The organism is Sorangium sp. So ce321 (assembly GCF_051530195.1).
GTDB lineage: Bacteria > Myxococcota_A > Polyangia > Polyangiales > Polyangiaceae > Sorangium.
The window spans coordinates 6,690,001-6,705,091 of the sequence record NZ_CP150329.1 but is presented as its reverse complement, the minus strand read 5'-3'; the positions used below and the strand labels follow the sequence as shown (position 1 = coordinate 6,705,091).

At 74.4% G+C, this 15,091-nt stretch carries 9 protein-coding genes; 4 read left to right on the top strand and 5 right to left on the bottom strand.

Annotation, left to right across the window (positions count from 1 at the left end):
- Positions 1 to 13: 13 nt before the first annotated feature.
- Positions 14 to 1,456: an alpha/beta fold hydrolase gene (locus WME89_RS24760; protein WP_438011546.1), complete on the bottom strand. Its 1,443-nt coding sequence runs from the start codon at positions 1,454 to 1,456 to the stop codon at positions 14 to 16.
- Positions 1,457 to 1,618: 162 nt separating this feature from the next.
- On the opposite strand from WME89_RS24760, the gene WME89_RS24755 reads away from it, so the two are divergent.
- On the top strand, positions 1,619 to 2,551 hold the full coding sequence (locus tag WME89_RS24755; RefSeq protein WP_438011545.1) for a LysR family transcriptional regulator: 933 nt from the start codon (positions 1,619 to 1,621) through the stop codon (positions 2,549 to 2,551).
- A 185-nt stretch (positions 2,552 to 2,736) separates the two neighbouring features.
- On the top strand, positions 2,737 to 3,744 hold the full coding sequence (locus WME89_RS24750) for a hypothetical protein (RefSeq protein WP_438011544.1): 1,008 nt from the start codon (positions 2,737 to 2,739) through the stop codon (positions 3,742 to 3,744).
- Between the two features lie 70 nt (positions 3,745 to 3,814).
- On the opposite strand, the gene WME89_RS24745 is transcribed toward WME89_RS24750, so the two are convergent.
- Complete coding sequence (locus tag WME89_RS24745) at positions 3,815 to 4,522, bottom strand: DUF1349 domain-containing protein (RefSeq protein WP_438011543.1); 708 nt, start codon at positions 4,520 to 4,522, stop codon at positions 3,815 to 3,817.
- A gap of 131 nt (positions 4,523 to 4,653) precedes the next feature.
- On the opposite strand from WME89_RS24745, the gene WME89_RS24740 reads away from it, so the two are divergent.
- Positions 4,654 to 5,076, top strand: coding sequence for a hypothetical protein (locus WME89_RS24740; RefSeq protein WP_438011542.1), 423 nt, complete (start codon positions 4,654 to 4,656; stop codon positions 5,074 to 5,076).
- Between the two features lie 91 nt (positions 5,077 to 5,167).
- Here the strand turns inward: WME89_RS24740 and WME89_RS24735 are convergent, their stop codons facing one another.
- Both WME89_RS24735 and WME89_RS24730 read right to left on the bottom strand, forming a co-directional pair.
- Positions 5,168 to 9,820: a HEAT repeat domain-containing protein gene (locus WME89_RS24735; protein ID WP_438011541.1), complete on the bottom strand. Its 4,653-nt coding sequence runs from the start codon at positions 9,818 to 9,820 to the stop codon at positions 5,168 to 5,170.
- Positions 9,821 to 10,114: 294 nt separating this feature from the next.
- Entirely contained in the window at positions 10,115 to 11,653 is a 1,539-nt protein-coding gene (locus WME89_RS24730; protein WP_438011540.1) for a hypothetical protein, read from the bottom strand.
- 417 nt (positions 11,654 to 12,070) lie between these two features.
- On the opposite strand from WME89_RS24730, the gene WME89_RS24725 reads away from it, so the two are divergent.
- Complete coding sequence (locus WME89_RS24725; protein ID WP_438011539.1) at positions 12,071 to 13,015, top strand: mechanosensitive ion channel family protein; 945 nt, start codon at positions 12,071 to 12,073, stop codon at positions 13,013 to 13,015.
- 117 nt (positions 13,016 to 13,132) lie between these two features.
- Here the strand turns inward: WME89_RS24725 and WME89_RS24720 are convergent, their stop codons facing one another.
- Positions 13,133 to 14,065, bottom strand: coding sequence for a hypothetical protein (locus WME89_RS24720; RefSeq protein WP_438011538.1), 933 nt, complete (start codon positions 14,063 to 14,065; stop codon positions 13,133 to 13,135).
- Positions 14,066 to 15,091 lie beyond the last annotated feature (1,026 nt).

Sequence of the window (15,091 nt, the reverse complement as noted above, 5' to 3'; positions counted from 1 at the left end):
GCACCGCCGGCCGTCAGCGGCGATCGCCGGAGCCGGTCGTCGGCCGAGCCGCGTCCGGGGCGGCGAACGCGCGGATCTCCTGGATCATCTGCTCCGCGGCGTCCTCGAAGAAGAAGTGATCCGCGTCGGGGAGCTCGATCGTCCTGTGGTCCGGGAACGCCGCCTCGAACCTCTCGAGGTCGCCGCGGGGGAACCCCACGTCCTTGAGCGCCCAGAAGATGAGCGCCTCCTTGTCAGCGAGCCGCGACAGGCCAGCCTCGACCTCCGCGAAGTAGTCGTTCGCGGCCGTGATTTGCCCCGGATAGAAGGCCGCGATGCCGCGGCGGTCGAGCGGGCGGAATGGCCGGACGTAGACGTCGGCCACCTCGGCGGGCAGCTCCCGGACGATGCCGTTCTCGATCCCCAGCGCGGCGAACGCGTTGAAGTTCACCTGCGCGAACTCGCCGAGCGGGCCGCCGACGATCATCGAGAATTTGCCGCGGGGCGTGTCCGTGCTCGTCGGCCACGCCCACGTGCTCCCGAGGACGACGCGCCGCACGAGCTCGGGCCGGCGCCCGGCCAGCCCGAGGCCGATGGGGCCGCCCCAGTCCTGCATGACCAGCGTCACGTCGCGGAGGCCGAGCCGGTCGACGAGCTCCTCGACGACGAGGCTCTCCTCGCGCGGCGTGTAGCCGAACCCGGCCGGCGCCTCGGACAGGCCGAAGCCCGGGTAATCGAGCGCGACGCACCGGTGCGACCCTCGGAGCCCGCGGAGGAGATCGCGCCACTGGAACGACCACGCCGGGTTGCCGTGCAGGAAGAGGAGCGTCTCGCCCGCGCCCTCGTCGACGTAATGGACGCGCGCCCCGCTCGGGAGCTCGATGAACCGGTGATCCGCGTCGAACATGGCGCGCGGGATCTCGAAGGCGAGCCCCTGGGGACCGCGCGGCACGGCGCGCTCGCTCGAGAGCGCGCCGGCGAGGCCGAGGAGCTCGAGCGCGCCGAGCGCCGCGACGGCGGCCGCGCCGGCGCGCGAGGGGCGCCGCCGATCGACGAGGCGCACGAGGCGCGGGACGAGCAGCGCCAGCGCGACGGCGACGCAGGCCACGGCGGGGAGCGCCGCGGCGGCGAGGCCGCGCGGGCCGGCCGCGGCCATCGCCAGGAGGGCGCCCGCGGCGAGCCCGGCGAGGACGGCCGCCAGCGTCGCGCGCGGCCGCGCGGAGCGCTCGGCGAGGGCGCGGTAGAGGAACGCCGCCGCGACCGCCACGACGACGCAAGCGGGGGTGACGACCGCGTACCTGAGCGCGGGGAAGAAGGCGATGCCGCGCGCGTGCGGCACCGCCAGGACGGCCATCGTGGCCAGCAGGACGACGGAGACGGACGCGGCCAGCCCGGCGCGAAGGACGCGCAGCGCCTCCGCGCCTGTCCATCTCATCGCCATCGTGTCGATCGGGGTCGCTCTGGCTTCGGTGATCAAGGGTGCCTCCGGCGGGTCGAGATCGTCGTGTTCGCTGTCGCAGTCGCGGCGCGCGCGAGGCCGGAGCGGGGGGCCGTTCAGCGGACCGGGCGCGCTGCGCTGACGAGCCCATCCTGGCGCCCGGTGCCTTCATGTTTCCAATACATGGTATTCATCTGAGTCATGCAGGATGAGCATGACGCGCGCGAGCTGGCCGCCCTGGACCTCAACCTGCTGGTGGTGCTCGACGCGCTGCTCGCCGAGCGCCACGTCACCCGCGCCGCCGCGCGCCTCGGCATGACCCAGCCGGCGTGCAGCCACGCGCTTGGCCGGCTCCGCCGCGCGCTCGGCGATCCGCTGCTGGTGCGCGGCGCGCGCGGCGCGATGCTGCCCACGCCGCGCGCCGAGGGCCTGGCGCCGGCCCTGCGCGCCGCGCTGCGCGGGCTGGCCAGCGCGATCCGCGGCGAGCCGCGCTTCGACCCCGCCGCCGCGCGGCGCACCTTCCGGATCGCCACCGGCGACTACGCGGAGCTCGTGCTCCTGCCGCCGCTCCTGTCGCTCCTGGCCAGCGCGGCGCCCTCCGTGGACGTCTGGATGATGCCGCTGGCGCTGACCCGGGACGGGGTGGTCGCGCAGCTGACGTCGGGCGCGGTCGATGTGGTGATCGGCCCGCCGCGCCGCGGCTGGCCTGACGGCCTCTACGTCCGCCCGCTCTTCGAGGAGCGCTTCCGCTGCGTGGTGCGCCGCGATCACCCGGCGGCGCGCGGCCGCCTCACCCTGGACCGCTACTGCGCGCTCTCGCACCTGCTCGTCGCGCCGCGCGGCACGCCGGGCAGCCTCGTCGACGACGCGCTGGCGGCGCTCGGGCGCGTCCGGCGGATCGCGGCGACGGTCCCGCACTTCCTCGTGGCGCCGCACGTCGTCGCGGCCACCGACCTGATGGCCACCCTCGGCGGCCGCATCGTCGACGCCACCGCGGCGCCGCTCGGGCTCGCGGTGCTGCCGCCGCCGCTCGAGCTGGCGAGCTTCTCGTTCGCCATGATCTGGCACGAGCGCACGCACCACGATCCGGCGCACCGCTGGCTGCGCGACCATGTCGCGAGGGCGGCCTCCTGAGGGGCGCGAGGCGCCTTCGCCCGGCGATCATCTCCCGAGCGGGGATATCGACCCACCTCGCCTCGTAACCGCCGCTCCTCGAGAACGTCGCGGCGACTTCATGCCTTCTTTCCCGCCTTTGATCTAGTCGTCGATCGAAAGGCGGTGTTCACATGTTGTCTTTGAATCGCCATGGCGCGGTCGTCATGGCAGCTTCGTGCGTCTTGCTCTCCGCTTGCTCGTCCGAGGTCCTGGAGGAGGACGTCGCCGAGGCCGGCGAGGCGATCACCGCGGCCACGGCCGACGGGCGCGCCGCGCTCGCGCTGCGCTGGGCGCCGATCCATTACCAGGACGTGGACGTGACCGGCTCGCACTCGCTCGGCGGGCGCGCCGACTACCTCGCCCGGGTCGACTTCGACGGGGACTGGTCGTCCACCAACAACTGGGAGAGCGCCGGCAGCCGAGCCCTCCCTGCGCACGCTTACCACGCGGTGGTCGAGACCGGCACGCACTGGTTCATCGTGTACACCTTCTTCCACCCGCGCGACTGGATGGACTCGCCCTTTGACACCGAGCACGAGAACGACTCCGAAGGGGTTCTCGTCATCGTCGCCCGCGACGGCACCGAGCACGGCCGGCTCCTCGGCGCCGTGACCGTCGCCCACACCGATTTCTACTCGTTCGTGCCCGACGGGAGCCCCCTGGCCGCGGGCGGCGAGTCCATCGATGGCCGGCTGTCGCTCGCGTCGTTCGAGGGGCAGCTCCACCCGATCACGGCGCAGGAGGCGAAGGGGCATGGGCTCAAGGCCTGGCCGAGCTACGATATCGAGGGCGGCGATGGGGTGAAGTACTATCCGTCGCTCACCGCGGCCGAGGAGCCCTCGTCGGCCTCGGACCCGGACGTGCGCTACAGGCTGCTCGACACGTACGGGCCCGACGGCCTGTGGCCCCGCCGCGGCCTCGCCACGCTCTTCACGTCGAGCGGCGCCTTCCTCGGCGACCGCGGCGGCGACTGCGGCTCAGGCTGGTCCTTCTACTGCCCGACGAACGCCGCCAACGCGCCCTGGGGCTGGGACGACGGCGACGACGGCCCCATCGCCCGCGGGGAGATCGCGACCGATCCGGCCAGGCTCGTCGCGCACTACTTCAGCGTGCCCGCGGGGTTCTCCACGAGCTATTCGTTCAACCCGTTCCTCGGCGTCGGCTCGCCCTGAGCGACGGCGCGGGCGAGCGCGGTCCGGGCGCACGCCGGACGAGGCCGCGCGCCATCGCGCGGCTCGCCCTTCACACCACGTACGTGAGCGGCGAGGTCGTCCCGGTCAACGGCGGCATCTGAGCGGCGCGCGCCAGCGCCTCGTCGCTCGCGGCGTCGCCGCTGCGGAGGTCGCCGAGCCGGCGCGGCGTGAAGCGGATGTCGTCGAAGACCGCGGTGCACCCGTCGCCCGCCGGCGACTGCGCCGAGAAGCCGACGCCGAGCTCCGTCGCGATGCCGAGCGAGAAGCTGCGGATGACGCGCCACGTCGTCCCGTCGGTGGACGCGTGGAACGCGCACGTACGCCCGAGGCGCGAGGCGCGCAGCCACACGTGGTCCGCGTCGACGGCGAAGGATGTGCGCTCGTCCGACCGGCCGCGGGTCACCACCGACACGACCGTCGGCGCGCGCTCCGCGGAGAGCTCGAAGGCGAGCTTCGCCCATGCGCGCTCGTGCGCCCAGAGGAGCAGCACGCCGGCGTCGCCCACGTACGAGAAGCCGACGGTCACCCGCGCGCTCGCGAGGAAGTCCCCCTGCGGCGTCCCGAGCAGCCGCGGCGCGTTGAGGACGCCGGTCGTGCGCTCCGGATCGAGGAACAGGTCGGTCTTGCTGCCTGCCGTGACGATCAGGCTCGATGCCCTCCCGACGCTCCAGCTCCTGGGCGGCACGTCCCAGCGGAGCGGCGTCGGTAGCGGCGCCAGGTACACAGATTCACCCACGTCGTCCCCCTCCCCCTGCATGACGCGATGCTACCAGGAATTTGCTCCCTCCTTGTCGAGGAATCGTTCCCGTGTGTATGCAGGATCTCAGGGCCATGCGAATTACCGTCCTTCTGGCATCCTGCTGTCTGGCTGGAAGCCTCGTCGGCTGCTTGAAGCCGAGGCGTGGTCCGCCGGAGTTCCTGTTCGGGCCGGGGGCGGTGCGGGGCAGCGGCAACGTCTATGTGGACGCGGCGGCGACCCTCGCCGCCGGGGCCGGAGCGACGGTGGCGAACCGCGAGGCGTACGACATCTGCTACGCGTCCTGCCAGCGCGGGACGGCGTGCGACCCCGCGACGGGGCTGTGCGTGCGCCTGCCGTGCGGAGGCGAGTGCCCGGCCGACCGCCGCTGCAAGCTCGTCGAGGGGAGGGAGACCTGCGTCCTCGAGCCGCCCGATCGCGGCGTGGTGCCGCCTGTCGCGGAGCCCGGGGCAGGGGAGCTCGGGCCGCGGGGCGTGGCCGGCGAGGTCGATGGCGGGGCGGAGCTCGGAAGAGGGGGAGATGAGCCGGCGAGCGGAGGTCAGGAGAGAAGGTGATGAATCGCCATGACGCCAAGAACGCCAAGAGAGAAGAGATAAAATGACTCTCCCGGCGTAGCGGGCGCCCCGCGATCACCCCCTGCTCGCGTCATCGCGCCTCGATCCGCTTCATCACCTCTGCATAGACCTCTCGCCGGTCCGGCCGCGCGCGGCCCAGCGCCTCCTTGAGGGCGGGCATCGCCGGCGCGCCCGCGTGGGCGAGCCCGTCGGCGGCCGCGCGGCGGACGCTCGGGTGCGGGTGCAGGAGCAGGCCCACGATCGCGGGGATCGCCGGCGGCCACGGCGCGAAGCAGAGGATGCGGATCGCCGAGCGCACCACGTCGGGCAGCGGATCCGAGAGGAGCGCGCACGTCGCGCGCAGGTAGGCGGCGCGGTCCACCGCGTCGCGGAGCAGCCGGTGCGCGTGGAGCCGCACCCGGGGGCGCCGGTCGCCGAGCAGCTCCACGAGCAGCGCCGCGAGCTCCTCGTCGGGCGCCTCGGCGAGCGCGGTCAGCGCCCGGCGGGACTGCTCCGGATCCCCCGCGCGCGCGAGCCGCACGAGCTCCTGCCGCGCCGGGCCGCGGTCCCTCGCCGCGACCTCCCGCGGCTCCGGGCGCGCGCGCAGCGCCTCCAGCGCCCGCGCGTCGCCCTCGGCGCCCCCCGGCGGCCGGAGCGGACCGTCGTCGAGGACGATCCGCTCGGCGAGGTCGGCGCGCCCCTCGGCGCGCAGGCGCTGCACCAGGGCGTCGAGCTCCGGCGTGCGCAGCAGCCCCTCGCCCGCGATCAGGTCGAGGTAGCCCCACGCGCCCCGCTGGAGGCGATCGAGGAGCCGCTCCGCCCGCGCGTCGGGCGCCACGCGTCGGATCGCCTGCGCCGCCGCCGCCCGCGTCGCCGGCGCGCCGGCCTCCCACCACGCCAGCAGCGGTGAGAAGAGGCGCTCCACGTCCGGCGGATCGAGCAGGGCCGCGAGGCGCGCCGCGCGCTCCCGCCGCGCCTCGTCGCCGTCCGCCCCCTGGAGCTCCTCCTCGGCGAGATCGAGCAGCGAGCGCCCGAGGCACGGCGACGCCACGCCGTCGATGCCGCCGCGCAGGTACGCGCGCAGCACGGCGGCGCGGACGTCCTCGTCCGGCCACGAGAGCAGCGCGGCGGCCGCCGCCCGCCGCTGCTCCGGCGCGGGCGCGTCGAGCATCGCCAGGAGGCGCGCGCGGAGCGCGGCGGACCGCGGCTGGTCGAGATCGGAGGGCCGCGGCACCCGCGCGCCGCCGGCCGCGCCCGCCGGCGTCGCTGCGCGCTCGGCGAGGGTCCACGGCGGCGCGCCGATCGGCTGCAGCGACTCCATCCAGTCGAGCAGGGGCGCCCGCGCCGCCTCGGCCGCGGCCGGGAACACCTCGATCAGCGCGGCGAGCTGCGCGCGCGAGCCGCCGCCTTCCCCCGGCCCCGCCGCCCGGAGCGCCGCGAGCGCCGCGGGCTCCCGCGCCGCGGCCCGGAGCGCCGCCCTCCACGTGGAGGCGGCCTCGGGATCCGCTGCCGCGCCCGCCTCCGCCGTCGCGCCGAACGCGTCCCGCAGGATCGCCGCCTCGGCCGTCCACGGATCGGCGGCGACGCGCGCCATCGCGAGCGCCTGGTCGACGTCGGCGCGCCCGAGGATCACCCCGCACCGCCGCAGCACCTCGAGCGGCGACCGGCGCGCCCCGGGCACGGGAGCCAGCCCGCGCACGCGCGCCGCGACGCCCAGCGCCTCCGCGGCCTGCAGCTCGGGCGCCGCCGCCTCGAGCAGCGCCAGCAGCCCGTCGCGCAGCTCGGGCGCCGCCGTCGCGAGACCATCGACAATCGTCGCGGCCTGCCGGGCGAACGCGCGCGCCTCGCCGGGCGACCACGGGGCAGGGGAGGCGCGCACGACCAGCCGGAGCGCCGCGTCGCGCAGCGACGGCTCGGCCGCCGCGAGGCGGAGCCACTCCGGCGCGAGCGGCCGCAGGTCGTCGAGCGCGTCCTGCCGCAGCGCCGCCTGTCGCTCGAGCAGCCGCCGCGCCGCCGCGTCGTCCCAGCCGTCGCGGGCGAGCGCGAGCGCCTCCGCGGCGGCGACCTCCGCCGCGCCCGTCGGCGCGCCCGCGGGCCCCCGCTCGCGGGCGAGCAGGCCGTGCGCCTCGAGCTCCACCGCGAGATCGGCGGCGGTCCCCGCGGCGAGGGCGATCTCGCCGGCGAACACCCGCTCGAGCAGCCGCGCCGCGGCGGCCGAGCCCTGGCGGAGCCCGCTCCGGATCGCCGCCGCCGTCAGCCTGCGGCTCAGGGCGTCGAGCAGCCGATCGCGCGTCCGCTCGTCGTCCGCCGCCTCCGCGGCGGCGAGGATCGTCGCCTCGCACGCCGGCCCGACGAGCGCCCGCAGCGCGGCCTCGAGCGCCGCGCGGAACCCCGGGTTGTCGTGGCGGCCGAGCCAGAAGACGAGCCTCGGCACGGCCTCCGGCCCGCCTGCGCGCGCCAGCGCCTCGGCGGCCGTCTTCTTGATGCTCATGCTCGGGTGATCGAGGCACGCCGCGATGGCGGGGCAGGCCCAGCGCGCCTCCATGCCGCCGAGCGCGCGCAGCGCCTGCCGCGCCGTCTGCACGTCGCCCGCGCCCGTGAGGATCGTCAGGCGCGCCGAGAGCGCCTCGGCGCCGCCCTGCGCGAGCAGCGCGATCACGCGCTTGCGCACATGGGGATCGCGGTGGCGGAGGAGGCGCGGGAGGCGCGGGAGCGCCCGCCGCCAGGGCGCCGCGCGCAGCAGGTCGACGAGCAGGGCGCGCTCGCCCGGCGAGAGATCGGGCCGGTCCAGGAGGTCGAGCGCGAGGCTCGCGAGCAGGGCGTCGCCTGCCTCGCGCTCGCTCGCGGCGTCGAGCAGGCACGCGGGCCTGATCTTCCGGCGCCGGTGGAGCTGCCGTCCCAGGCCGCGGATCGCGTCCGCGACCTCGGCGGGGACGGCCGGCTCCGCGGGCCGCTCGCGGCGCCGATCGAGCTCGGGCTCGAGCAGCTCGGCCGGTCCGCCCGGAGCCCAGGCCGCGGCGAGATCCGCCGTGATCCGCAGCAGGAGGTCGGCGATCGCCGGGAGCGCGCCCGCGTCGCCGGCGCGCGTGAGCGCCTGCAGGGCGTCCGCGGGCGTGTGCCGCTTCACCGCGCGCTGGAGCACCGCGAGCTCCGCCGGGTCGGCCCCGCCGAGGTCGGCGGCGATCTCGGCCGGCAGCTCGCGGGGGTTCAGGCGGGCGAGGAGCGCGCGCCGCTCCCCGGGGTCTTCCGTCAGGTGCCAGAGCAACCCCACGGCACGTTTCCGCTCGGAACGGAGATGCGGGACGACTGTTGCCCCCGGTCGGTCGAGGCCGAGCGCGGTTCGCAGCGTGTCTGCCGTGCGCCGCCCGCCGATGGCGGCGAGCGCCTCGAGGGCCGCGGCGGGCGCGCGCGGGAGCGCGGCGAGCGCGTCGTCCTCGGCGGCCGCGTGGCGGAGGGTGCCGAGCGCGCGCAGGAAGGGCGCGGGGGAGGGCGCCTCGCGGAGCTTCGCGGCGAGCACGTCGCCGAGGGGGAGATCTGCCGCGCCTTGCTCCGCCAGGGCGACGACGATCGCGGCCCGCCGCGGCCAGCTCGCGTCGCCGGCCGGCGCCGCGGCGAGCGCCTCGAGGAGCGCGCGCCGGCTGGTGAAGGCGATCGCCGCGACGTCGACGGCGGAGATCGCGGGATCGGCCAGGGCGAGGTCGACGAGCGCCGCCGCGTGCTCGGGGGCGGGGAAGTGCCCGCGCCGGTGCAGGGCGCGCAGACAGGCGATCGCGGGCTGCCCGAGCAGCAGCGGATCGCCCGCGGCGAGCTCGAGGATCTCGCCGACGTCGTCGCGGGTGGCGAGGCTGCCCAGGAGCTCCAGCGCCTGCTGCCGGAGCCGCGGCGGCGCGCCGTCGTGCGCGAGGGCCTCGCGGAGCAGCGCGCCGTTGCCGTGGCGCGCCGTGGCTTCCAGGGCGGCCGCGGCCACCTCGGGATCGCCGCGCAGCAGCTGCCGCAGGCGCGCGGCGGGGAGCGGCTTGCCGGCGAGCGCGGCCCAGGGCGCGGCGAGCTCGCGCAGGGCGGCGGCGACGGTCGCGGGCGCCGTCGCGTCGAGGAGCGCGGCGAGGACGGCGCGCGCCTGCTCGGGCGCGAGCAGCGCCGCGTGCAGGCAGCGCCGGGTCAGGTCGAGCGCCGCGGCCTGCAGGGCTGGATCGCGGCGCGCCGCGAGCTCGGGGAGGAGCGCCTCCGGCGCGGGGATCTCGGCTGGATCGAGCGCGTGGAGCGCCTGGTAGAGGAGCTCTCCGGCCGGCTCGCTGCGGAGGACCTCCGGCTGCGTGACGACCTCGGTCCGCAGCCAGGCGACGCGAACGGGGGCGGGGAGGGCGGCCTCGCGCCACGCCGGCAGCCGCTGGTGGGGTAGGAAGGGCCAGAGCTCGCGGTGGAGCCGCGCGAGGAGCAGCGTTGCCTCCGGCGCGCCGTCGAGCGCGTGCGGCAGCAGCGCCGCGAGCTGTCGCCGCGCGGCCCCGCCGGGGCGCGCCGCGGCGGCCTGCCCGAGCCGCGCGAGCCCGAGGTACCGCACGCGGGCGTCGTCGTGCCGCACGAGCTGGCGCAGCACCTCCTCCGTGCAGCTCGCCTCGTCGAGGTGTTCGGCGAGCCACCGCACGTCGGCGCGGCGGAGCGACGCCGCGAAAGCATCGTCCAGGTGCATCATGGCGCGGTCATCGTAGACCACCGGCGGCAGCGCAGCGACGAGGCACCGATCCATCACGCGTCCTCCGTCTGCCGCCTCCCGTCTGCCGCCTCCCGTCTGCCGCCTCCCGTCTGCCGTCTGCCGTCTGCCGTCTGCCGTCTGCCGTCTGCCGTCTGCCGTCTGCCGTCTGCGTGCGCGTGCGCGTGCGCGTGCTCGCTCCATAGTTCGAGCACGCGCACCCGCACGGAGGACGGAGAGGAGTGAGACGAGTGACGAGTGACGAGTGACGAGAGCCGGAGAGCCGGAGAGCCGGAGAGCCGGAGACAGGCGAGAAGGGAGACGCGAGAGAGCAGAAGCGACGACCGCTCTCTATCTCCGCGAGAGATCGAGCAGCGCCCTCACCCGCGAGTAAGCGATGTACGGGTTGTCCCCGGACCCGCCCAGATCGTCTCCGTCCTCCCCCGCGCCCTGCGGCCTCACCGGGATCCAGAAATAATCCGGATGCATCTGCTTGCCGTTCACGCCGTTGGCGAACGCGGGGTTCTTGATCCACTCGCCGCCGAGCACCGTCAGCCGGTCGTCGAGCTCCAGCACATAATGGAGCTCCGACGACACGAGCGGCACGTTGCGCAGCGCCGCGGGCAGGAGGAGCGACGCGGTGCTCACCTCGTCCGAGATCATCCCGTAGCGCGCCGCGACGCGGACGAAGCGCCGCGCGCTCGGGTTGAACCGGTAATTGTAGCAATCGGCCCCCTGGTACCCGCCGTTGCAGACGAGCCGCGCCGCCTCCTGCGCGCTCACCTCCGCCATCGTGTCGATGGTGAACGACGTCACCGGGTAGCTCCACACCTCGCGGTGCCACGTGTAGTCGACGACGAACGAGCGCTGCCCCCGCCCGCTCGACGCGGAGCTGATCGAGCTCGCGCCGAGGCCGAGGAGGCCGGTCATCGCCACGTGCATCGTCCCGGGGTTCAGGTCGCGGCACGCCGGATCGACAGGGCGGCCGTAGACGTCGCGCAGGACGCGGTCCTCCCGCGTCTCGCAGCGCCGCCCCGAGAAGGTGGCCGAGTCGTGGTGGTACAGCTCGGTCATGAGCGCCTCGATGTCCGCCATGTGGAACAGGACACACCCGGTCTCGACCGACGCGCACTCGACCAGCGTGCTGCCGGAGCGCTTCACGCGGACGTCGCGCCGCGGCGGGCCGCCGCCCTCGGCAACGACGTACGCCGCCCAGCCGTTGCAATGGCCCCACCAGTACTCCGGGGTGACGCCCTGGTACAGGCCGTGATGCCGCAGCTCCCAGTACGTCGTCGGCCCCGCCACCTGCGTCGCGCGGGGAGCGCGCGACGCCGCGCTCGGCCCCTCCGGCCGGCTCCTCTCGCCGGTGACCGCGCCCCCGGCCGGCTCGATCGACCTCGCCTGTCCCGAGTAGAACAGCAGATCGTACTTCTCCGCGGGCGAGAGGTTGTCCGGATCGGACGCCAGATCGCCGTAGTCCTTGACCGCGGAGTTCCACCGGTCCGCGATGCCGTTTCTGCTGTGAGGCCACCACTGCGAGGCGAAGGGCCCCGTGGCCTGGCCTTGCAGCAGGCTCGAGTTCAGCGCGACGTAGGAGCCCCTGAGCTCCGGGTGCAGGCTCGTGGGGAGATTCGCGCCGTCCATCGCCTCACGCGTCCCGGTCAAGGGGATGAGGAGCGTGTGCGCGCCGCCGAAGCGCTGACCCGTCTCCGGTGAGAGCCCGAGCACGTACTGTATCGTCCCTCCCTCGATGAAGCGCGCGTCTCCCGACCTCGCGCTGCCATCGAGAGCGGCCGCGCTGTCGCGCAGCTGCTCGTGCTCATCCACGTCCATACAGCCCAGCGCGAGAACCGCTGAGCTCACCGCCATCACCCCGATGCGCATTGTCATGACCGCTCCCCTCGACGCACGCCTACCTTGTGCCACCCGCGTCGCCGATGTCTGCAGAGGTCGGGCCATCAGAGAGGCCGATGCGTCGCGCAATCGATGCACGCGGGCGCAGCCGCGCAGCAGGGATGGTCTCGTTACTCCTTTGCGTTCTCCTTTGGGCCTGCGCGTGTGCGCTCCAGACGGCCGCGCGCGCTCGCGCCCCTCTGGCCGCTTCGGTCGCGCGGCGGCCGCCTTCCGCCTGAGGTGGTCTCTCTCCGTGGTTCACGTCCTCACCGCCCGAGGTGGTCTCTCTCCGCGGGTCACGTCCTCATCGCCCGAGGTGGTCTCTTGCGGGGTCACGTCCTCATGCGAGCTCGGCCGTGGCGCGCCGCGCGAGGGTCTCGACGTCCTCGCGCCCTGGGCGTATGCGTCGCCTTCATGCAGGTGGCGGCCGGCCTCTCGGACATCTCGGCGAAGCTCGTGGACAAGGTGTCGCTGTGGATCGACACGCTCGTTGTCATGTTCCCGAACCTCGTCGTCGCCGTCGTGGTGGTGACGGTGGGCTGGGGGCTCGGGCGCCTCGCCCGGCGGCTCGTCTACGGAGCGCTGGAGCGGCTGCACACGCCGCACAGCGTGAACGGCCTCGTCTCGTGGCTCGCCAGCATCGCGGTGCTCTCGGGCGGCCTGATGATCGCCCTCAGCATCCTCAACCTCGAGAAGGCCGCCACGTCGCTCCTCGCCGGCGCCGGCATCGTCGGCCTCGCCCTCGGGTTCGCGTTCCAGGACCTCGCCGCGAACTTCATCGCCGGCGTCTACCTCGCCGTGCGCTTCCCCTTCCGCGAGGGGGACCTCATCGAGACGAACGACACCCTCGGCATTGCCGAGCGGATCCGCATCCGCTCCACGACCATCCGCACGCTGGAGGGCCAGGCGGTGATGATCCCCAACAAGGAGATCTTCACGACCAAGCTCATCAACTACAGCGAGACCGGCGCGCGCCGCGTCGACCTTTCGGTCGGGGTCTCTTACGGCGACGATCTCGAGAAGGTGCGGCGCGTTGCCCTGGACGCCGCGCGGCAGGTCCGGGGACGGGACACGACGAGGGAGGTCGAGCTCTTCTATGACGGGTTCGGCGACAGCGCGATCAACCTCACGGTCCGCATCTGGATCCCCTTCCGCCACCAGGACGACTATCTCGGCGCGCGGAGCGAGCTCCTCATGCACATCAAGAAGGCGTTCGAGGAGAACGACATCGCGATCCCGTTCCCGGTCCGCACCCTCGATTTCGGCATCAAGGGCGGTGTACCCCTGACGGAGATGGCGCCGCGCGTGAGGATTGTAGAGGACGCGAACGCCAGCGCGCCGCCTGGCCCGGCCGCTTGATCGGACAGCTCGGCGGCGCGCCGGTCGGCCGTGCGTGCCGGCGCAGGTGCCACGGCCGGTGAGCGCGGAGCCGCGCCCGCCGCCGCGCCCCCTCGGGCGCTGCTCACGGGCGGCTCCTCACCGGGAGGCCGCGCTGCCCGGGTCGGCCACGCGGGTCCAGCGGTCGAGCCAGGAGATGAGCGGATTGCCCGAGCGGCCCGGGGGCGCCGAGCGCACGGCGGCGCCCACGCGCTTCATCCACGCGAGCTCCTCGGTGTCCATCGGACCGCGCGCGAGCGCCTCCAGCGCCTCGCGCACCTCGTCGGCGGTCTTCGCGCCGCACAGCGCGACGTCCACGTCCGGGTGCGTGAGCGCGAACCGGTAGCAGTCGGAGCCTCGAGGGCGCGGCTCGTCGGGCGGGATCAGCCGCGGATCGAGCAGCGCTCCCCAGCGCGTCGCTGTGTACGCGACCACGCCGGGTCGCGTCAGCGCGTCGCCGCCAGGCGTCGCCGGGCCTGGCGCGTCGCCGCCGGGCGTCGCCGGGCCTGGACCGAGGTGCGGGAAGACCTCGGTCTCCGCGCCCGGGTGCGCCGCGTTGTACCGCACCATGATGGCGCCGTAGGTCGGATCCGCGATGTAGCGCGAGAACGTCGCCCGCCGGTGGCAGGAGATCATGATGTGCCGCGCCTTGCCCGCCTCGCACACGCGGCGGGCCGCTTCGACGATCCGCGCGTCCGGCGGCTCGTTCCACCACCCGAGCAGCAGCACGTCGGCGTGGTCGAGGCCGAGGCGGCGCAGCGCGAGCTCGACCGAGGGGCGCACGAGCGCCGCCACGCGGGCGTACGTCTGGACGACCACCACGAGCTCCGCCCGCCTGGACCGCGCGAGGTGGCGGACGGCCGCTCCGAAGTCGGGCCGGCGCAGCGAGCCCCAGTAGAGGTAGTTGATGCCCTGGTCGACCGCCCACTCGACGTCCCGGCGGCACGCGCCGTTCGACGCGAGCCCGAGGCGGCTGACGCGGAGCCCCGTCCTTCCGAGCGTCGTCATCTGAAATCCGGAGCGGTTCGTCATCGAGCTCGTCCTCGCGCGTCGTGGCAACGGTGTGGACCGGCCGAGCCCGACGAGCTCGCCTGTCGAGCAGATCCGCAGTTGCGCTTCGGAGCATAGGCGCCTCGGAGGTTCAGCGGCAGAGCAGGCGAGCTCGACCTCGACGGCAGCGCTTGCCGCGCGGGACCTTGCCGGGGTCGGTGACGTGGGCCGACGCACGACCGCGCAGCTGCTCGGAGAGGAGAGCGACCAGGGGCGTTGACACTGCGGAGGTGGGTCTTACCGAGGGGGAGCCGCCGCAACGGGCGGCGTCCGGGAGCGCTGGGGCGGAACACGCCTCGCCTCTTCGGGTCGCTCGGTCGACCTCCCTGGCGAGCCCACTCGCTGTGGTTGACACTTTCGCGAAACATCAGTAAGTTACGCCTTGCGAATCGGCGGAACCGGAGAGCGAGCAGCGAAAACGCTGCAACTCTGGACCGTTCGGTCGACCGTCCTCGAGAGAGGTGGTTGACAGCATCGCGTCAAACCGTTAGACGGCTTGCCGCGAATCGGCGAAACCGGGGAGCCTGGCAGCGAAAGCGCTGCAAGTCTGGCAACCCTGGACCGCCTGGTCGACCCGCTCGAAAGAAAGGGTTGACGGCTTCGAGACGGGCCGTTAGAAAGCCCGCCCCGAATCGGTGGGCCGGAGAGCCTGGCAGCGAAGGCGCTGCAACTCCGGCCCGCCTGGTAGGTGGTCGACCTTCTCGAAAGAAAAGGTTGACAGATTCGAGACGGGCCGTTAAAAAGCCCGCCCCGAATCGGTGGGCCGGAGAGCTTGGCAGCGAAGGCGCTGCAACTCCGGGCCGCCTGGTAGGTGGTCGACCTTCTCGAAAGAAAAGGTTGACAGATTCGAGACGGGCCGTTAAAAAGCCCGCCCCGAACCGACGGAACCGGAGAGTCGGCAAGCAAGAGCTTGTGCCTCCCTGGGCCGGTCGAAACGGTCCGTCCGAGATGAACGACGCGATGGACGCGACCCGAGAGGGTAGCGGCTGGCCGCGGAGGCACCTCCGA